Annotated in this window: 15 protein-coding genes; 11 read left to right on the forward strand and 4 right to left on the reverse strand. The window is 68.3% G+C overall.

Translation table 11 applies throughout. The features are described from left to right. Nucleotides 1–41 precede the first annotated feature (41 nt). The 4 genes from LCM15_RS04715 (at nt 42) to glmM (ending at nt 4,165) form a co-directional block, all read left to right on the forward strand. Entirely contained in the window at nt 42–671 is a 630-nt protein-coding gene (locus tag LCM15_RS04715; RefSeq protein WP_224853600.1) for a cell wall hydrolase, read from the forward strand. 176 nt (nt 672–847) lie between these two features. Beyond that, nucleotides 848–1,759, forward strand: a complete 912-nt coding sequence (locus LCM15_RS04720; RefSeq protein WP_224853603.1) for a dihydroneopterin aldolase — start codon at nt 848–850, stop codon at nt 1,757–1,759. Between the two features lie 56 nt (nt 1,760–1,815). Then, a complete protein-coding gene (gene folP, locus LCM15_RS04725; RefSeq protein ID WP_224853606.1) occupies nt 1,816–2,832 on the forward strand; it encodes a dihydropteroate synthase in 1,017 nt (338 codons plus the stop codon). Continuing rightward, a complete protein-coding gene (gene glmM, locus LCM15_RS04730) occupies nt 2,822–4,165 on the forward strand; it encodes a phosphoglucosamine mutase (RefSeq protein ID WP_224853608.1) in 1,344 nt (447 codons plus the stop codon). The genes folP and glmM overlap by 11 nt, the downstream gene beginning before the upstream one ends. A 172-nt stretch (nt 4,166–4,337) precedes the next feature. On the opposite strand, the gene LCM15_RS04735 is transcribed toward glmM, so the two are convergent. Continuing rightward, the gene (locus tag LCM15_RS04735) at nt 4,338–4,961 is read right to left on the reverse strand and encodes a DUF2937 family protein (RefSeq protein WP_224853610.1); all 624 of its coding nucleotides are present in this window, start codon (nt 4,959–4,961) and stop codon (nt 4,338–4,340) included. A 78-nt stretch (nt 4,962–5,039) separates the two neighbouring features. Next, nucleotides 5,040–6,377: a proline--tRNA ligase gene (proS, locus tag LCM15_RS04740; protein WP_224853613.1), complete on the reverse strand. Its 1,338-nt coding sequence runs from the start codon at nt 6,375–6,377 to the stop codon at nt 5,040–5,042. Between the two features lie 190 nt (nt 6,378–6,567). Here proS and LCM15_RS04745 point away from each other — a divergent pair, with 190 nt between their 5' ends. The 5 genes from LCM15_RS04745 (at nt 6,568) to LCM15_RS04765 (ending at nt 14,042) form a co-directional block, all read left to right on the forward strand. Continuing rightward, nucleotides 6,568–7,638: an AI-2E family transporter gene (locus LCM15_RS04745; RefSeq protein ID WP_224853616.1), complete on the forward strand. Its 1,071-nt coding sequence runs from the start codon at nt 6,568–6,570 to the stop codon at nt 7,636–7,638. Continuing rightward, nucleotides 7,635–8,336 carry a chromosomal replication initiator DnaA gene (locus tag LCM15_RS04750; protein ID WP_224853619.1) on the forward strand — a complete coding sequence of 234 codons (702 nt, stop codon included), beginning with the start codon at nt 7,635–7,637 and terminating at the stop codon, nt 8,334–8,336. Before LCM15_RS04745 ends, LCM15_RS04750 begins: the two co-directional genes overlap by 4 nt. A 50-nt stretch (nt 8,337–8,386) precedes the next feature. Beyond that, the gene (locus LCM15_RS04755) at nt 8,387–10,561 is read left to right on the forward strand and encodes an RNA degradosome polyphosphate kinase (RefSeq protein WP_224853622.1); all 2,175 of its coding nucleotides are present in this window, start codon (nt 8,387–8,389) and stop codon (nt 10,559–10,561) included. A 528-nt stretch (nt 10,562–11,089) separates the two neighbouring features. Continuing rightward, on the forward strand, nt 11,090–12,388 hold the full coding sequence (locus tag LCM15_RS04760) for a flagellin (RefSeq protein ID WP_224853625.1): 1,299 nt from the start codon (nt 11,090–11,092) through the stop codon (nt 12,386–12,388). 106 nt (nt 12,389–12,494) lie between these two features. Next, the gene (locus tag LCM15_RS04765; RefSeq protein WP_224853627.1) at nt 12,495–14,042 is read left to right on the forward strand and encodes a Ppx/GppA family phosphatase; all 1,548 of its coding nucleotides are present in this window, start codon (nt 12,495–12,497) and stop codon (nt 14,040–14,042) included. 69 nt (nt 14,043–14,111) lie between these two features. Here the strand turns inward: LCM15_RS04765 and LCM15_RS04770 are convergent, their stop codons facing one another. After that, nucleotides 14,112–14,555 (reverse strand): hypothetical protein, encoded by a 444-nt coding sequence (locus LCM15_RS04770; RefSeq protein ID WP_224853630.1) that lies wholly within the window; start codon nt 14,553–14,555, stop codon nt 14,112–14,114. A 44-nt stretch (nt 14,556–14,599) separates the two neighbouring features. Continuing rightward, nucleotides 14,600–15,703 (reverse strand): THUMP domain-containing class I SAM-dependent RNA methyltransferase, encoded by a 1,104-nt coding sequence (locus LCM15_RS04775; RefSeq protein WP_224853632.1) that lies wholly within the window; start codon nt 15,701–15,703, stop codon nt 14,600–14,602. Between the two features lie 393 nt (nt 15,704–16,096). Here LCM15_RS04775 and LCM15_RS04780 point away from each other — a divergent pair, with 393 nt between their 5' ends. Both LCM15_RS04780 and LCM15_RS04785 read left to right on the forward strand, forming a co-directional pair. Further along, complete coding sequence (locus LCM15_RS04780) at nt 16,097–17,437, forward strand: mechanosensitive ion channel family protein (protein WP_224853634.1); 1,341 nt, start codon at nt 16,097–16,099, stop codon at nt 17,435–17,437. Between the two features lie 472 nt (nt 17,438–17,909). After that, complete coding sequence (locus LCM15_RS04785) at nt 17,910–18,785, forward strand: STAS domain-containing protein (protein ID WP_224853637.1); 876 nt, start codon at nt 17,910–17,912, stop codon at nt 18,783–18,785.

Here is an 18,785-nt window from a genome sequence, read left to right on the forward strand (position 1 = left end):
TGGGGAAATCGCCGCCTGGGAAGTGACGTAAAGAGGGACAGATGATTAAGGCTATGTTTACCGCGCTGGCACTGCTGGCGACGGCCGCTCCGCTTGCTGCCGAAGTGAAGCAGGACAGTATCCGCAATCTGGTAAGGCTCGAACAACGCGGGCTGAGCACCGCGACCAAAGCACATCTCAACGCGCTCGTCTCGCCCAATACGCGGGCTGGCGGGTTTTCGTACGACCGGGCGTGGCTTGAGAGCCAGCCCAAGGCCAGCGGCGGTGCGCAGTGGGAGTGCCTTGCCGAGGCGCTCTACTTCGAAGCCCGCGGCGAGACCGTGAAAGGCCAGTTCGCCGTGGCCGAGGTCATTCTCAACCGCGTCGACAGCGCAAAGTTCCCGGATTCGGTCTGCAGCGTCATCCGTCAGGGCACGGGCCGCAAATACGCCTGCCAGTTCACCTATACCTGCGACGGCAGCCCCGAGCATATCGGCGAGCCCCGCGCCTGGGAGCGCGTCGGCAAGGTCGCCAAGATCATGCTGTCGGGCGCGCCGCGCGCGCTGACCGGCGGGGCCACCTACTATCACACCACCGCGGTGAACCCGTCGTGGTCGCGCAAGTTCAACCAGACGGCCGCGATCGGCGTGCACCAGTTCTATCGTCCGGACTACCGCATCAGCAGCAACTGACGCGGGCGCGGCGCAAAGCGCCGCTTTCCGGCCCTCGCGCCCGGCCAATCGCTGCGATAGGGTGTCGGGCAACCCGCCCGGCCCTCCCCTCTTCGGGAGAGGCGCGCGCCTGTCGTCAGCCTCTCGCAAGAGATCTGCCGCGGCGGCCCCCTGACGACCAGATGCGAGGGCCCCTCATGGCCGATGAAATCCGCCTTGCCTTTGCGCACCCCTCCGAGCGCGCCATTGCCACCGAGGGCGAGGCGCCGCGCGACCGCATTTCACTGCGCGAGCACGTGCGCGAGGTCGAGATCGGCGCCTTTCAGGCCGAGCGCGGCCACACCCAGCGCATCCGCTTCGACGTGGTGGTCGAGGTCACGCCCTCGGGCGGGCCGCTTGATGACGATGTCGACCGCATCCTGAGCTATGACCGGGTGACCGAGGCGATCAGCACCGAGCTCGAGGCCGAGCGCCTCAACCTGCTCGAAACGCTGGCCGAGCGCATCGCCGAACGCATCCTGCTCGAGCCTCGGGCGATGCGCACTTTCGTCCGCATCGAGAAGCTCGACCGCGGCCCCGGCGCGCTCGGGGTCGAGATCGTCCGCACGCGGCGCGATTTCGGCGCCCATCTCAACGAGGTGGCGCAGTCCCGGCCGCACCCGCGCATCGTCTACCTGTCGAACGCCGCCATCGCCTCGGACGCGCTCGCCGGCTGGATCGACGGCTTCGCCGCCGAGGCCACGCCGGTGATCCTCTGCGTCGGGCTGCCGGATCTGGAGCGACCGCAGGCGGGTCACCCGCTGGCGCAGCGCCGCGTCGACCTGCTGGCCATCGAGCAGAATGGCTGGGTGCTGGCGGCGCGCGATCCGCGCTGCAAGGTGGTCTCCACCCGCACCGAGCTCGACTGGGCGATGAAGAACGGCCAGATCTGCGTCTGGGCGCCCTCCAAGATCGTGCTCGACGCCACCCAGGGCCCGGCCTCGCAGCCGCGGGACTCGGTGGCGCTGGCAGGCTGGTTCGCCGAGCACATGGACGCCTCGGAGCTGGTGGTGATCGGCGAATCCCTGCCCGAGGATGTCACCGTGCCGGCGCGCGCTGTCACAGTCTGAAACAGGCGGCGACGGCGCTGCTTGCCAATTCCGGCGCGCGGCGTCACAACCCGGTCATGCGAGATTATTACCGCCCCCTCGTCCGCTCCGACGCCCCCCGCCCCGAGGATGCCCGGCCGCTGGCCGGTGGCCCGCGCTGGTTTTCCCACGCCGCCCGGCATCGCCGCGACGGCAGCGTCACGCGGGTCCCCGCCTCCGAGATCCCCGACGCCGTGCTCGACCGCCTGACCGCGCCGCGCGCGCCGCTGCTCGGGCTCGACATGGGCCAGCCGCAGATCATGGCGATCCTCAACTCCACCCCCGACAGCTTTTCCGATGGCGGGCTCGACGGTTCCAGCACCGAAGCCGCGCTGCGCGGCCGGCGGCTGATGACCGACGGTGCCGACCTCCTCGATATCGGGGGCGAGAGCACCCGCCCCGGCGCCGAGGAGGTGCCCGCGGGCGAAGAGATCTCGCGCACCGAGCCGGTGATCCGGGCGCTGGCCGGCGTGCCGATCTCGATCGACACCCGCAAGGCCGCGGTGGCGAAGGCGGCGATCCGCGCCGGCGCGGCGCTGGTCAACGATGTCTCGGGCCTCACCCACGATCCGGCGCTGGCGGAGTATTGCGTCGAGAACGCCCTGCCGGTCTGCATCATGCACAGCCAGGGCGATCCGCAGACCATGCAGGACGCGCCGCGCTACGACGACGTGCTGCTCGATGTCTACGATTTCCTCGAAACGCAGGTCGAGATGCTCGAGGCCAAGGGGCTGTCGCGCGACAAGATCGTGGTCGACCCGGGCATCGGCTTCGGCAAGACGCAGGCGCACAACCTCGCGCTTCTGAACGGGCTGGCGCTGTTTCACGGCCTTGGCTGCCCGATCCTTCTTGGCGCGTCGCGCAAGGGCTTTGTCGGCCGGATCGGCGCCGCGCCCGACCCTGCGAAACGCGCCCCCGGCTCGATTGCCGTGGCGCTCGCCGGGATTGCCCAGGGGGTGCAGATCCTCCGGGTCCACGATGTCGCACAAACCCGTCAGGCCATCGCGCTGTGGCTGGCGGTCGAACAGGGAACAGGAGCAGGCCATGACGCGTAAGCTTTTCGGAACCGACGGGGTGCGCGGCACCGCCAACAGCTTCCCGATGACCGCCGAGATGGCGCTGATGATCGGCGCCGCCGCCGGGCGCTACTTCCGCCGCGAACAGGGCGGCGTGCACCGGGTGGTGATCGGCAAGGACACGCGCCTGTCGGGCTACATGTTCGAGAACGCGCTGACCGCGGGCCTCACCTCGACCGGCATGAACGTGCTGCTTCTGGGCCCGGTGCCGACCCCGGCGGTGGGGCTGCTGACGCCGTCCATGCGCGCCGATCTCGGCATCATGATCTCGGCCAGCCACAACCCGGCGGATGACAACGGCATCAAGTTCTTCGGCCCCGACGGCTTCAAGCTGTCCGACGAGGCCGAGGCCGAGATCGAGGCGCTGGTCGAGGCCGGCGTGGCGCCGGCGCAGGCGGGCAATATCGGACGTGCGAAACGCATCGACGACGGCCGCTTCCGCTATCAGGAGCGGCTCAAGGGCACCCTGCCCCACGGCATGCGGCTCGACGGCATGAAGGTGGTGGTCGACTGCGCCAACGGCGCCGCCTACAAGACCGCGCCCGAGGTGCTCTGGGAGCTCGGCGCCGACGTGATCCCGCTCGGCACCTCTCCGAACGGGCTGAACATCAACGACAATTGCGGCTCGACCAAGCCGCAGGCCGCAGCCGAGGCGGTTGTGGCGCATGGCGCGGACGTGGGCATCTGCCTCGACGGCGATGCCGACCGCATCCTGCTGATCGACGAGACCGGCACCATCGCCGACGGCGACCAGATCATGGCGCTGATGGCCGCCCGCTGGGCCGAGGAAGACCGGCTCGTCGATGGCACGCTGGTCGCCACGGTGATGTCCAATCTCGGGCTCGAGCGCTTCCTCACCGGCCGCGGCCTGCGGCTCGAGCGCACCAAGGTGGGCGACCGCTACGTGGTCGAGGCGATGCGGGCCAAGGGCTGGAACCTCGGCGGCGAGCAATCCGGCCATATCGTGATGACCGATTACGCCACCACCGGCGACGGGCTGATGGCGGGGATGCAGTTCCTCGCCGAGATGGTGCGCACCGGCCAGCCCGCCTCGCGGCTGGCGCGCCGCTTCGAACCGGTGCCGCAACTGCTGCAGAACGTCCGCTTCGCCGCCGGCCAGACGCCGCTCGAGGCGGCCAGCGTGAAGGGCGCCATCGCCGAGGCCGAGGCGACGCTGTCGGGCAAGGGCCGCCTGCTGATCCGCAAGTCCGGCACCGAGCCGCTGATCCGGGTGATGGCGGAATGCGAGGACGAGGCGCTGCTGAGCCGGGTCGTCGAAGGCATCGTCGCCGAGGTCAAGGCCGCGGTCTGACCCGCGCCCCCTCTCATCAAGCGGCGTGCGCAAGCGCACACAGGTTTGTTGGTCGCGGCTCGCGCGTGACGCACTCCCCCTGCGAACCAAGAGCGGCGCCCGCCGGCCGCCTCCGGCGGGGATATTTCCGGCCGGAAGAAGCCGGGACGAGCGCCCCTGTCTTCTTCTGGCTCTAAATATCCCGGGGTAAGCGCGCCCTGGCGCGCGCAGGGGCAGCGCCCCTGACGGCACGAAGTTTGTGTCCGTGCGGCGCCTGTGTCGGGCGATGCAGCACCGGCTCGACCCGCCGCCCGCGGCGGCTGCGGCGCCCTCGGGCGCGGAACGGCAGGCGCAGCAACGACAGCAGGAACGTCGCGGCGAGCCAGCCGCTGACGAAGCCGCTGCCGGCGAAGATCGCCCCTTCCGCGGTCACCGGCACGCCGGGGCGATAGGCCTGCCAGGTGCGCCCGGCGATCTCGGGATCGGCGAAATGCGCCACCAACGGCACGCGCGACAGCGCCCCCTTGCCCTCGAGTGCTGCGAGATCCGCCGAAAGCCGCGCGTGGCGCGTCAGCGTCTCGCGCATGGTCTCGGCCCGCGCGGCGCCGAACACCCCGCCGGTGGCGAGCTGTGTGAGAGCCTCGTCCCGGTCGAGGCCGAGCGCTGCGGCATCGCGGTCGAAGGCCTGCACGCTGCGGGCAAGCTCGTCCACCGCCCCGCCGAGGCGCTGCACGTATTGCTGGGTGAATTCGGGGAACTGGGAGAACCCTGCCGCGCCGGCAAGCCCGGCGGCGAGGGCGAGTGCCCGTATGATCATGACTGCCTCCAACGGCCCTCTGCGGGGCCATTGGAGCAGGTTAGCGCGAATCCGCGGCGCTGTCAGGCCCGCCGAGCCTCAGGCGACGCCGTAGATCTCGGCGATCTTCGCCACCGCCGCCTCGGGGGGCAGCTCCTCGCTTTCGCCGGTGCGGCGCGAGGTCAGCTCGACCACGCCGTTCTTCAGGCCGCGCGGGCCGACGGTGATGCGCCACGGCAGGCCGATCAGGTCCATGGTCGCGAACTTGGCGCCGGCGCGCTCGTTGGTGTCGTCGTAGAGCGGGTCGAGCCCCAGCGCGATCAGCGCCGCGTGGATCTTGTCGCAGGCCGCCTCGGCCTCGGCGTCGCCGGTCTTGAGGTTGACGATGCCGCAGTGGAACGGCGTCACGCCCTCGGGCCAGATGATGCCACGGTCGTCGTGGCTGGCCTCGATGATGGCGCCCAGCAGGCGCGACACGCCGATCCCGTGCGAGCCCATGTGCACCGGCACCTGATTGCCGTCTTTGTCGGAGACCGTGGCGCCCATGGCCTCGGAGTACTTGGTGCCGAAGTAGAAGATCTGGCCGACCTCGATGCCGCGCGCGGTGCGGCGGCGCTCTTCGGGGACCTGGTCGAACAGCGCCTCGTCATGGGTCTCGTCGGTGCGGGCATAGCGCGAGGTGAACTCTTCGAGCACCGCCTGGCACTGCTCGACACTGTCGTAATCGATCTCGCGGTCGCCGAACTTCAGCTCGGTGATCTCGCTGTCGTAGAACACCTCCGACTCGCCGGTCTCGGCCAGCACGAGGAACTCGTGCGTGTCGTCGCCGCCGATCGGGCCGCTGTCGGCGCGCATCGGAATCGCCTGCAGGCCCATGCGCTCGTAGGTGCGCAGGTAGCTTACCAGGTGGCGGTTGTAGGCGTGCAGCGCGTCTTCCTTGGTGAGGTCGAAATTGTAGCCGTCCTTCATGTAGAACTCGCGGCCGCGCATCACGCCGAAGCGCGGGCGGATCTCGTCGCGGAACTTCCACTGGATCTGGTACATGGTCAGCGGCAGGTCGCGATAGGACGAGACGTTGGCGCGGAAGATGTCGGTGATCAGCTCTTCGGCGGTCGGTGTGAACAGCATGTCGCGATCATGGCGGTCGGTGATGCGCAGCATCTCGGCGCCGTAGGCGTCGTAGCGGCCCGACTCGCGCCAGAGATCGGCGGACTGGATCGTCGGCATCAGCATCGGGATGTGGCCGGCGCGGGCCTGTTCCTCGTGGATGATATTCTCGATCTTGCGCAGCACCTTGAAGCCCAGCGGCAGCCAGGAATAGATCCCGGCGCTGGCCTGCTTGATCATGCCGGCGCGCAGCATGTAGCGGTGGGAGACGATCTGCGCCTCGGAAGGCGTCTCCTTGAGAACGGGCAGGAAATAGCGGCTCAGACGCATGGGGCGGGGCTCCCGGGCTGGAAAACGGTCCGGGATGGCGTATGCGAAGGGCCGCGCAAGAGCAAGAGGCCGTGGGCGGGACCGGGCAGAGCAAGAGCGTGCATGCAGGCCGCCGGGCGCAGCCCAGTCTTGCAAGATCGCGCGCGAGACGCGATGTAGGGACACGTTTTTCGAAAAGGAATGGCCGATCATGGCGCTGCCGGTGCGGACACAGCTGAAATACTGGGGCATCGCGACAGCGATCCTCATCGTCCTGCTGTGGTTCCTCGGGGACGTGCTGCTGCCCTTCGTGCTGGGCGGCGCGGTGGCCTATTTCCTCGACCCCGTGGCCGACCGGCTCGAGCGGCTGGGCATGAGCCGCGCCATGGCCACCGGAACGATCACCGTGGCGATGATCCTGATCTTCGTCATCTTCGCGCTGGCGGTGGTGCCGGCGCTGGTGCGCCAGACCAGCCAGCTGATCGACACCGCGCCCGAGCTGTTCCGCCAGCTGCAGGCCTTCCTGACCACGCATTTCCCCTCGATCATGGTCGAGGGCAGCCCGGTGCGCGAGACGCTGGTCTCGATCGGCGAGACCATCCGCGAGCGCGGCGCGCAGCTCATCGACGCGGTTCTGACCTCGGCGATGTCGCTGCTCAACATCCTGCTGCTCTTCGTCATCGTGCCGGTGGTGGCGGTCTACATGTTGCTTGACTGGGACAACATGGTCGCCCGCGTCGACAGCCTGCTGCCGCGCGACCATGCGCCGGTGATCCGCCGGCTGGCCCGCGACATCGACAAGACGCTGGCGGGGTTCATCCGCGGCATGGGCTCGGTCTGCCTGATCCTCGGCATCTACTACGCGCTGGCGCTGTGGCTGGTGGGGCTGAACTTCGGCCTCGTGGTCGGGGTCGTGGCGGGGATGCTGACCTTCATCCCCTATGTCGGCGCCATCGTCGGCGGCGCGCTGGCGATCGGGCTGGCGCTGTTCCAGTTCTGGGGCGAGTGGGTCTGGATTGCCGCCGTCGCCGGGATCTTCTTCTTCGGCCAGTTCCTCGAGGGCAATTTCCTGACCCCCAAGATGGTTGGAGAATCGGTCGGGCTGCACCCCGTGTGGCTGATCCTCGCGCTGTCGGTCTTCGGCTCGATCTTCGGTTTCGTGGGCATGCTGGTCGCGGTGCCGCTGGCGGCGGCGCTTGGCCTGGTGGCGCGCTTCCTGGTCGATCAATACAAAGACAGCCGGCTTTATCTCGGCCTCGAGAGCGACGAGGACCAAGGATGATCACCCCCGACCAGCTTCCCCTGCCCCTGCCGGTCCGCGCCGCGCTGGGACGCGAGGACTATTTCGTCGGGCAGTCCAACGGGCTTGCGGTGGCGTTGCTCGACAACTGGCAGAACTGGCCGAACGGCAAGATGGTGCTGGTTGGGCCGTCGGGCGCCGGCAAGACCCATCTCGCGCATGTGTGGGCCGCCGAGACCGGCGCCGCCATCGTGCCCGCCGCCAGCCTGCCGGACGCCGATATCCCGATGCTCGCCACGGCGCCGATCTGTGTCGAGGATGGCGACCGCATCGCCGGGGATCGCCCGGCGGAGGAGGCGCTGTTTCACCTGCACAACCTCGCGCTGGCGCAGCGCCAGCCGCTGCTGGTCACCGCCCGCTCGGCGCCGCCGCTCTGGCCGCTGGTGATCGCCGACCTCAAGAGCCGCATGGAGGGCACCCAGACCGCCACCCTGCCCGACCCCGACGACACGCTGCTGGCCGCGGTGATCGCCAAGATGCTCGCCGACCGTCAATGCGTGCCCGCCGCCGATGTCATCCCCTATCTGGTGCGGCACATGCCGCGCAGCTTTGCCATGGCGCGGGCGCTGGTGACTGCGCTTGACGCTAACGCGATGGGGCGGCCCAAGGGCATCACCCGCAGCCTTGCGCGGGAGGTTCTGACGCGGCTTGATCCGGGTCAGCGCCCGGAGGCAGAATAATCTCTATGAGCGTCACGAACCTGTTTCAAATGAACCCGCATAAGCCCCACATGAGTATCGCAGATTTCCTCAAGGCCCCGTTGCCTGCCCCGACCGAAATGACCGAGCTCGATCTCGAGGGGCCCGGTCGCTTCTACAATCGCGAGCTGAGCTGGCTCGGCTTCAACTGGCGGGTTCTCGAAGAGGCCGAGAATCCGCGCGTGCCGTTGCTCGAGCGGCTGCGCTTCCTGTCGATCTCGGCGACCAACCTTGACGAGTTCTACACCGTGCGCGTCGCGGGTCTTCGCGAGTTGGCTCATGCCAACAACACCAACCCCGCCGCCGACGGCCTGACGCCGGCGCAGCAGTTGGTCGAGATCAACGAGGACGCCCGCAAGCTGATGGCTCATCAGCAGAAGGTGCTGCACGCGCTCGAGATCGAGCTGGCCGCCGAGGGCATCGACATCGTGCCCCGCGACGAGCTGTCCGAGGCGGACCGCGCCCATCTCGAGCAGGCCTTTCTGACGCAGGTCTTCCCGGTGCTGTCGCCGCTTGCCATCGACCCGGCGCACCCGTTCCCGTTCATCGCCAACATGGGCTACTGCCTCGCGATCTCGCTCGAGCGCAAGCGCGACCGGCGCACCCGCGACGCGCTGCTGCCGATTCCGCACCAGGTCGACCGCTTCATGGCGCTGCCCGCGCCAGACGGCCAGCACCGCTTCATCTTCCTCGAAGACGTGCTGCTACTGCACATCGAAAGCATGTTCCCGGGCTACCGGGTGAAGGATCATTTCGGCTTCCGCGTGCTGCGCGACAGCGATCTCGAGGTCGAGGAAGAAGCCGAGGATCTCGTGCGCGAGTTCGAGGTCGCGCTGAAGCGCCGGCGTCGGGGCGAGGTGGTGCGCCTGACGATGACCGCCGGCGCGCCCAAGGATCTTCGCCGCACCCTGCAGAACGAGCTGCACGTGGACGATGACGAGGTCATCGAGCTCGACGGCATGATCGGCATCGCCGACCTCAAGGAGCTGGTGCTGGGCAGCCGCCCCGACCTGCTCTGGCCCTCCTTCACGCCGCGCGTGCCGGAACGGGTGCAGGACCACGACGGCAACATGTTCTCGGCCATAGCCCAGAAGGACATGCTGCTGCACCACCCCTACGAGACCTTCGACATGGTGGTGCGCTTCCTCAAGCAGGCGGCGCTCGACCCGGACGTGGTGGCGATCAAGCAGACCCTCTACCGGACCTCGAAGGACTCGCCCATCGTCGAGGCGCTGTGCGAGGCCGCCGAGGAGGGCAAGTCGGTCACCGCGCTGGTCGAGCTCAAGGCGCGTTTCGACGAGGCCGCCAACATCCGCCAGTCGCGCCGGCTGGAACGCTCGGGCGCGCATGTGGTCTACGGCTTCCTCGAGTGGAAGACCCACGCCAAGATCAGCCAGGTGGTGCGCCGCGAGGGCGACAAGCTGGTGACCTACACGCACTGGGGGACGGGCAACTACCACCCGATCACCGCCAAGATCTACACCGACCTGTCGTTCTTCACCTGCGACGCGGCGCTGGGGCGCGACGCGGCGAAGATCTTCAACTATCTCAGCGGCTACGCCATGCCCGAGGGGATGGAGAACCTCGTGATCTCGCCGCACACGCTCAAGCCCAAGATGCTCGAGTTGATCGCCGCCGAGGCCGAGCACGCCCGCGCCGGGCGGCCGGCCAGGATCTGGCTCAAGATGAACTCGCTGATCGAGCCCGACATGATCGATGCGCTTTATGCGGCCAGCCAGGCCGGGGTCGAGATCGACTGCGTGATCCGCGGCATCTGCGGGCTGAAGCCCGGCATCGCGGGGCTGTCCGAGAACATTCGGGTGAAATCGATCATCGGGCGCTTCCTCGAGCATTCGCGCATCATCTGCTTCGGCAACGGCCACGGCCTGCCGCATGACAAGGCGCGGGTGTTCATGTCCTCGGCGGACTGGATGGGCCGCAACCTCAACCGCCGCATCGAGACCGGGGTGGAGATCCTGAACCAGACCGTGAAGGCGCAGATCGTCAGCCAGGTGATGGCGGCGAACCTCGCCGACACCGCGCAGAGCTGGGTGATGGAGCCCACCGGCAAGTTCAGCCGCCACCCGGTGAGCGACGGCGAGACTCCGTTCAACTGCCACCGCTTCTTCATGGAGAACCCCTCGCTCTCGGGCCGCGGCTCCGCCGGTGCCGCAGACGTGCCGAAGCTGACCCACGGCGACGGCTGAGACGGTCGGACGGGTTGTGTAAAACGCCGGGGCGGACGCCGCCCCGGCGCTTTTTCGTGCAAGGGGGCCCTGCTCGGTGCGGGCGGGCCTTTGTCTGAGCACGGCCCCCGCACCCCGTCGCTTTCTCGTTGAGGGAACGTGTGCCCGGTGCGGGTCTCTGTTTGACCTCGGCAGCCGCAGCCCATTTCCTCGCCCCGGCGCTTTCTCGTTCAGGGGGCCTCTACCAGGTCCTCGCGGACCTCTGTACCGCCCCGGCCCCCACAACCCACCGCCACGCCCCGGAACCGCCCCGAAATCACCACAGCCGCGCCGCATTGCCTTAGCGCAGGGTTAACCGGCGAGGCCCAGTCTGGGGCCTGCGTCATGGGGGCGGCGGCGCGGGCGTAGACTGTCTCGGCTTCCGGTCCGAGGAACGCACCGCTAGCGGCGAAAACGCTGCCTCGAATGCCCCGACCCGGGCCCGTCTCGCGCGAACTGCGCGCTTTCCCTGAACAGCCCCGTACAGGCTTCCCCGAGAACAGGCATCCCATGTCCAGCATTCTGACCAATGACAGTGCGTCCATCGCGCTGATGAACCTGCAAAGCATCAACACCAACATCGCCGACGTGCAGGCCGAGATCGCCACCGGCCGCCGCGTTGCAGGCGCCGAGGACAACGCCGCGGTCTGGGCCATCGCCAAGACCATGGAGGCCGACGTGCTGGGCTACCGCAAGGTGGCCGACAGCCTCGCGCTTGGCAGCGCCACCCTCGCGGTGGCGCGCAACGGCGCCGAGACGATCACCGAGCTGCTGACCGAGATCAAGGGACAGGTGGTCACCGCGCAGGAAGAGAATGTCGACCGCGCCAAGATCCAGAGCACCATCTCCTCCCTGCGCGACCAGATCGGCGCGGTGGTCGAGACCGCCCAGTTCAATGGCCTCAACCTGCTGAACAACCGCGACAGCACCGATGGCTCGGGCAGCGCGCAGGTTCTGGGCTTTCTGCAACGGGATTCCAGCGGCGTGCGCGGGGTCGACATCAGTATCGGCAAGCAGGACCTCTCGACCGCGAGCCGCGAAATCGCCGCCTCGGGCGGTACCTACAGCGGCTCCGCGGTCACGGCTACGCTGACCCTCACCCGCAGCGCCACGCTCGACGCCAGCGGCATCACTGTCACCACCGGCATGGCCTTCTCGCTGTCGCTCTACGGCACCGACGGCGACGGCTCGACCTTCGAGCAGACCGATCTGCGCACCACCTCCGGCGCCACGCAGTCCCGCGCCGAGATGGTCTCGGCGCCGATCTCCTACGTGGCCCGCGACGGCGACGGCATCGGCGACGTGCTCTCGCAACTGTCGCAGCGCTATGCCAGCTATGCCGCCCGCTCCGGCATCGACAGCTCCGTCCTGCAGGTGCAGGCCTCGGGCAGCGCGCTTGCCATCTCCTCCGAGGTCACCACCGCCAGCGACACCATCGCCGTGAAGATCGATACCCTGAGCGCGGATGCCGGCAGCACCATCGGCGGCGGGCTGGAACTGCTGGGCGAACTCGATGTCACCACCGCCGCCGGCGCCAATGACGCCCTTGCCACGATCGAGGGGCTGCTCGACATCTCGATCAACGCCGCCGCCGCCTTCGGCTCGGACCAGCGCCGGCTCGACACCCAGAGCAGCTTCAACGACAGCCTCACCGACGCCATGACGTCCGGGATCGGCACGCTCGTCGATGCGGACCTCGAGGAAAGCTCTGCCCGGCTGCAGGCGCTTCAGGTTCAGCAACAGCTCGCCATTCAGGCGTTGTCGATCGCCAACGGCGCTCCGGGCGTGCTGCTCTCGCTGTTCCGCTGACCCATCGCGGAACGGTCCGGGGACCGGCGACGTTGCTCCAACGAAGTGCTTTCGCCGCGCGCCCGAAGCGTGGTAGAGCGAACGCGGACCACAGCCGGGGATGCAGATGGACGGACAGAGCGACTCCGCCCAAGGCGACTGGGGGCCTTTCGGTCGCCCGCTTTTCGAGGACCCGCAGGCCCGCCGCCTGTCGCGCGTGGGTGTCGTCGACATCGGCTCGAACTCGGTGCGACTGGTGGTCTTCGACGGCGCGGCCCGCAGCCCGGCGTATTTCTACAACGAAAAGATCATGTGTGGCCTCGGCGCCGGGATGCCCGAGACCGGGCGGCTGAACCCCGAGGGCAAGGCGCGGGCGCTGTCGGCGCTGGCCCGGTTCCAGACGCTGGCGCGCGGCATGGACCTGCCGCCGCTCACCGCCGTCGCCACCGCCGCCATGCGCGAGGCCGAGGATGGCCCCGCCTTCCGCGCCGAGATCGAGAAACAGACCGGCCTCAAGATCTGGGTCATCGACGGCGAAGAGGAAGCCCGGCTGTCGGCGCAGGGTGTGCTCTTGGGCTGGCCCGGCGCCAACGGTCTGATCTGCGACATCGGCGGCTCGTCGATGGAACTGGCCGAGCTCTCCGACGGCCAGGTCGGCCGCCGCGTGACCTCTCCCCTTGGCCCGCTGCGGTTCAAGGATCTCGAGGGCGGCAAGAAAGCCCGCGAGAAACACATCGACAAGCATATCGACAAGCTCGCCGAGGTGATCGGGCGGCGCGACGCGCAGCTCTTCCTCGTCGGCGGCTCGTGGCGCGCCATCGCCCGCATCGACATGGAGCGCCGCGGCTACCCGCTGCACGTCCTGCACGAGTACCGCATGGACAAGGACGCCGTCGCGGATACGCTGAAATTCATCGAGAAATCCGACCTCGAGGCGCTGCGCGGCGCCTGCTCGATTTCCTCGGCGCGGATGAGCCTCGTGCCCTATGCCGGCGAGGTGCTGGGCCGGCTCGTCGAGACCTTCACGCCCGCCGGCATCGCGGTCTCGTCCTACGGCATCCGCGAGGGGCTGCTCTACGAGCAGATGCCGCAAAAGCTGCGCGACCGCGATCCTCTGATCGAGGCCTGCCGCTTCTCCGAGGCGAAGGACGCCCGCCTGCCCGGCTTCGGCAAGAAGCTCTTTCGTTTCGTGGAGCCGCTGTTCGCCGACGCAAGCCCCGAGCGAATGCGCATCGTCAAGGCCGCCTGCCTGCTGCACGACGTGAGCTGGCGCGCCCACCCCGATTACCGCGCGCAGACCTGTTTCGACAACGCCACGCGCGCCAATCTCGGCGGCCTGACTCACCCCGAACGGGTGTTTCTCGGTCTCGCCCTGCTGCACCGCTACAAGAACAAGCGCGAAGGCCTGTTCGAGGCCTATTATGCGCTGCTGAGCGACGAAGAGCTGCAGGAGGCCGAGGTGCTCGGCAAGGCGATGCGCTTCGGCTCGATGCTGTGGATGTCGGACGTGAGCAAGGAAGACGGCGCCTCGCTCGCATGGGATGCCACGACCGGGCGCCTGTCGCTGCGGATGGCCCCGGATGTGGCGCCGCTCTACGGCGAAGTCGCCGAATCGCGCTTCAAGTCGCTGGCCCGGGCGCTGAACGCAGAGGATACGCAGGTCGAGATCGACTGATCGGGCCGAGGCCGTCCGCCTGTGTGCGCTGCCTCTTGCAAGCGGCCCGCACAGGCTGCAGCGCTTGCCTCAAAGCTCGATTTCGCCGCCGCGATCCGGCGGCGTTCCGTCGAGCGGCGGCAGCGTGCGGTCGCGCTCCGGCCAGTCCCGGTCTCGCGGCGCGATGCCATCGTCGCTTTCCTCCAGCGGCTCGCGGCGGCGCAGGATGATGTCGCCGTTCTCGAGCATCTCCGGCGGATGGTAGACCGACCAGTCCTTCACCTTGCCCATCAGATCCTTCAGCGCCGGCCCCATCTCCTGCATGAAGCTGCGCAGCGCCGGTCCCGCATCGTCGGCAAGCTCCCCGAGCTCGCGCAGGGCGGGGTCGAGCTCGTCACGCAGCCCCTCGAAGAACATCTCGGCCCCGCGCTTCATCAGGCCGCCGCCCTCGCCGGGCGCCTCCTCAACGTTCTGTGCGGTGGCGGGCATGGCCAGCAGACTGGCCGAGAGGCAGAGGGCGGCAAACTGTTTCATGCCCCTCAATATAGGGCAAAGAGCCGATCTGAGAAGAGCCGGCCTCAGAGCGGATCGGTGCGGTAGAGCTTGATCTTCAGCGACCCATGCGCCACCGGCGGTCCCGGCGGCAGGAACGGCAGACCGGTCTCGCGCGCCAGCCCCGGCTCGGAGGTGACGATGCCCACGCGCCAGCCGCGGAAGCGCTGCATCAGCACCTCGCCAAGGCTGCGGTGCAGCGCGTGCAGCGGGCCCGGCTTGCCGATCCGCGCCCCGTACGGCGGGTTCACCATGACGAGCCCCAGCGGCCCCTTGGGCGGCTCAAGCGCGCTGACCGGCTGGCAGGTGAAGCTCGTCAGCTCCGAGACGCCGGCGCGCTCGGCATTGGCCGTGGCCGAGCGCACCGCACCGGCATCGCGGTCGAACCCGTGAAAGCGCAGGGCGGTCTCGCGCGGCGCCTGCGCCGCCTTGAGCGCGGCCCACTCCTCGGGATCGAAACTGGCCAGGCGCTCGAAATCGAACGCGCGGGTGCGGCCCGGGGCCAGCCCGGCGGCGATCTCGGCGGCTTCCAGAACGAAGGTGCCCGAGCCGCACATCGGGTCGAGCACCGGCTCCTCGCCGCGATAGCCGCAGTCGCGCAGGAACAGCGCCGCCAGCGTCTCGCGCATCGGCGCCTTGCCCACCGCCTCCTTGTGCCCGCGCCGATGCAGAGGCGCGCCGGAGGTGTCGACCGAGAAGGTCACGAGGTTGTCCTCGATGCGCACCAGAAGCCGCACGCCGTCATCGCCCAGCGGCGCGCCGAGGGTTTCGGTGATCGCGGTCTCGACCCGCTGCTTCGCCGCGCCCGCGTGGTAGATCTTGGACTTGCGGCTCACCGCCTCGACCTTGAACGGCTGATCGGCCCGCAGCACCGCGCCCCAGGGAAACTTCCGCGCCCGCTTGTCGAGCTGCGCCAGATGCACCGCGGGAAACCCGCCGATGCGGGCCAGAACCCGCGCCGCGCCCCGCAGGCAGAGGTTGGCGCGCCATACCTCGGGCCAGCCGCCATCGAAGGCCACGCCCCCCGCCGCCGGGCGCAACGGCCCGAACCCCGCCGCCTTGGCCTCTGCCGTCAGCGCCGTCTCCAGCCCCGGCGCGCAGGCCAGGAAGATTTCGAATGTCTCGTCCATGCCGCCCGCTTAGCGCCTTTTTGCGCCCGCGACGAGTCCGCGCGTGTTGGCGCCGCCCCCGACCTTCGACGGCAGCGCCTGTGTCGGCCCCGGACGCCTCCGGCGGGAGTATTTTTGACGAAGAGAAGCCAGGGGCGCTGCGCTCATGGTTTCTTCTGGCTGAAAACATCCCGGGGGTGAATTGGCGCAAAGCGCCAAGAGGGGGCAGAGCCCCCTTTCTCTTTCCTGGGGGAGCCCCTCTGATGCGATAGCGAATGCACGGCTCTCCCGCCGCCGGGATCGGACGCGCGGAGCCCCTGCCCTTTTCGCCATCGTAGCGCCGGGAACACAGACCAACACCGATCCGCCCCGCCGTGAGTGGGCGGCGTGCGGCGTCACGCTATCTGGACAGGCATGAAACAGATCCTTCTCTGCCTCGGACTCCTTCTCGCCCCGTGCCAGCTTCTCGGGCAGGAACTCGCGGCGGAGACCGAGGCCCCTCTCACGCTGGCGGTCGAGAACGTTCCCGACGACACGGCCATCGCGCAGCGCCTTCGGGCCATCCTTGGCGCGCTCGAGTTCGACGGGATCGCGGTGTCGGTCGACGCCGGGGTGGTCTCGCTCAGGGGCGATGTGGCAGATCCCGCCACCATCGCGAAGGTCGAGCGCATCGCCGAGCGCCTCGATGGCGTGGTCGCGGTGAACAACGCGCTCGCGGTCCCGGACGAGCTTGCGCAGCAGCTTCACCCGGCGGTGGAGCGGTTCCGCACGCGGATCGCGCAGCTGGTTTCGCGCCTGCCGCTGTTCCTCGTGGCGCTCGCCGCCTTCTCAGTGATCGTCACGGCGGGGTTCCTGCTGGCCCGGCTGCGCTTCTGGGACCGGATCTCGCCCAATGCGTTCATCGCGGCGATCTACCGGCAGGCCTTCCGCGTCGCCTGTGTCATCGCAGGCATCGTGATCGCGCTCGATTTTCTCGGGGCGGCGGCCTTGCTCGGGACCATCCTCGGCGCGGCGGGGATCATCGGCCTCGCCATCGGCTTCGCGGTGCGCGACACGGTCGAGAACTTCGTGGCCTCGATCATGCTCAGCCTGCGCCAGCCGTTCCGCCCGAACGACCTGGTGGAGATCGAGGGCGACGTTGGCCGCGTGATCCGCCTCACCTCCCGGGCGACGATCCTGCTCTCGCTCGACGGGAACCACGTGCGCATTCCCAACGCCACGGTCTTCAAGGGCAAGATCGTGAACTACACCCAGAACCCGGCGCGGCGGTTCATGTTCGACATCGGGATCGACCCCGACGCCGATCTAGAGGCGACGCGTGCCCTCGCGCAGGCGGCCCTGAAGGCACAACCTTTCGTGCTCGACGATCCGGAGGAACTGGTCTGGATCGAGAACATGACCGAGTCCGGGGCGATTCTGCGCGTGACAGGATGGATCGACCAGACCGCCACCGGCTTTGCCACCGCGCGCGGCGATGCCATCCGGCTGGTCAAGGCCGCCATCGAAGAGGCCGGCGTGGCGATCCCGGACACGACCTACCGGATCCGTCTCGAGGGCGCGGGACTGTCACAGCTCGGCTCCGACACGCCTGGCGCACCCTCCGCGCCGGCGCGGAGGGCGCCGGTCTCGCCGACGCCCGCCCCGACCGAGGAGAGCACGGTCCGCAAATCGGAAGAAGCGGCGCTCATTCCGCTGGTCGATGCCGAACGCAAAGGCAGTGACGACCTTCTCGAACGGGATGCACCGCGGGAATAGTCATACGCCTTTCTCTGTGCCGACATCCACCTCCGGCGCGACACAGGGTGCGACCGGCCCGAGGCAGCCTTTCGGCGGCACTTGCCCGATGCTTTGTCCTCTACGTCCGGCAAACCGAGACGCGGCCGCCCTCGCGCTTCGCTGCGACCACCGAACGCAGTTCAGAGCATGGCGGCAGGGCGGAGGCATCGCTTGAAACCGCTGCGAGGCCCGCCCCTGGCACGCGTTGACGACTCCATGGCGACGCGACTGCCGGTCCCGGAGCCCCGATGACGGGAATGGCGGTTCCGAGCCGCTCGAAATCTTCCGACCTGCAAAATATCGGGCCCGGTATTTTGGGAATATTTGGCATGAGCGGGCGATTCCCGGTCGCCTCAGCCGGGACCGCTTAAGCTTACGTAACCGTATCTGTTGACTTTCGCTCACCTGATTGGCTTATCTGCCGCATCAAATTCAACTGAGGTTTCAGCAAATGCCGCAGACATCCACGGCAAATATCTTGTCCATCCTCGAGACCGATTTTTCCTCCCTCATAGAGGATTGGCTTGGAACCCAGGTGAAAGAGGGCGTGAAGCGCTCCGATCTCTTTTCCGATTCCGAAAGCCGGGCACAGAACCGCGAACTGCTGAGAGCGTTCAGCAAGGGCGTTCGCGCCGGCGTGGTGAACGAGGAATTCAACCTCGACGATGACGCGTGGGAAGACCTGCGCGCGGTTCTGGTCGATGTCAGCAAGGAGCGCGTCGGTCGCGGCGTCACGCCCACCGAGATGGCGACCTTCGTTCTCGCCCTCAAGTCGACGCTGTTCAAGCGACTCGAGGCCATGCCCGATCTCGAGGGCCAGAGGCTCATCCGCGATGTGCTCATGGTGACCCGTCTGGTCGATGCCTTCGCGATCTACACCAACGAGATCTTCATCGGCGAGCGCGACCAGATCATCGAGCGGCAGCGGCAGGAAATGCTCGAACTGTCGACACCGGTGGTCGAGCTCTGGGACCGGGTTCTTACGCTGCCGCTGATCGGCACGCTGGATTCCGCCCGCGCACAGGAGGTCATGGAGAACCTGCTGCAGACCATCCTCGAGCGTCAGGCCGAGGTGGTGATCATGGACATCACCGGCGTCGGCACCGTGGACACGCAGGTGGCGCAGCACCTTCTGCGGGCCGCCGCCGCTGTGCGCCTGATGGGGGCTGAATGCATCATCAGCGGCATCAGCCCGATGATCGCGCAGACGATGGTCCAGCTTGGCATCGACGTCGGCACGGTTTCGACCCGCTCGAGCATCCGCACCGCGCTGTCCGATGCGCTGCAAAAGGTCGGCTACGTCATCAAGACCAGCGAGGTCTCCTGA

It is taken from the genome of Salipiger bermudensis, assembly GCF_020171625.1.
Taxonomy (GTDB): Bacteria; Pseudomonadota; Alphaproteobacteria; order Rhodobacterales; family Rhodobacteraceae; genus Salipiger; species Salipiger bermudensis_B.

Bases quoted from the DNA above. Each gene is read 5' to 3' on its own strand.
- LCM15_RS04715 (WP_224853600.1), top strand. From the start codon at position 42: ATGATTAAGGCTATGTTTACCGCGCTGGCACTGCTGGCGACGGCCGCT.
- LCM15_RS04720 (WP_224853603.1), top strand. From the start codon at position 848: ATGGCCGATGAAATCCGCCTTGCCTTTGCGCACCCCTCCGAGCGCGCC.
- folP (WP_224853606.1), top strand. From the start codon at position 1,816: ATGCGAGATTATTACCGCCCCCTCGTCCGCTCCGACGCCCCCCGCCCC.
- glmM (WP_224853608.1), top strand. From the start codon at position 2,822: ATGACGCGTAAGCTTTTCGGAACCGACGGGGTGCGCGGCACCGCCAAC.
- LCM15_RS04735 (WP_224853610.1), bottom strand. From the start codon at position 4,961: ATGATCATACGGGCACTCGCCCTCGCCGCCGGGCTTGCCGGCGCGGCA.
- proS (WP_224853613.1), bottom strand. From the start codon at position 6,377: ATGCGTCTGAGCCGCTATTTCCTGCCCGTTCTCAAGGAGACGCCTTCC.
- LCM15_RS04745 (WP_224853616.1), top strand. From the start codon at position 6,568: ATGGCGCTGCCGGTGCGGACACAGCTGAAATACTGGGGCATCGCGACA.
- LCM15_RS04750 (WP_224853619.1), top strand. From the start codon at position 7,635: ATGATCACCCCCGACCAGCTTCCCCTGCCCCTGCCGGTCCGCGCCGCG.
- LCM15_RS04755 (WP_224853622.1), top strand. From the start codon at position 8,387: ATGAGTATCGCAGATTTCCTCAAGGCCCCGTTGCCTGCCCCGACCGAA.
- LCM15_RS04760 (WP_224853625.1), top strand. From the start codon at position 11,090: ATGTCCAGCATTCTGACCAATGACAGTGCGTCCATCGCGCTGATGAAC.
- LCM15_RS04765 (WP_224853627.1), top strand. From the start codon at position 12,495: ATGGACGGACAGAGCGACTCCGCCCAAGGCGACTGGGGGCCTTTCGGT.
- LCM15_RS04770 (WP_224853630.1), bottom strand. From the start codon at position 14,555: ATGAAACAGTTTGCCGCCCTCTGCCTCTCGGCCAGTCTGCTGGCCATG.
- LCM15_RS04775 (WP_224853632.1), bottom strand. From the start codon at position 15,703: ATGGACGAGACATTCGAAATCTTCCTGGCCTGCGCGCCGGGGCTGGAG.
- LCM15_RS04780 (WP_224853634.1), top strand. From the start codon at position 16,097: ATGAAACAGATCCTTCTCTGCCTCGGACTCCTTCTCGCCCCGTGCCAG.
- LCM15_RS04785 (WP_224853637.1), top strand. From the start codon at position 17,910: ATGCCGCAGACATCCACGGCAAATATCTTGTCCATCCTCGAGACCGAT.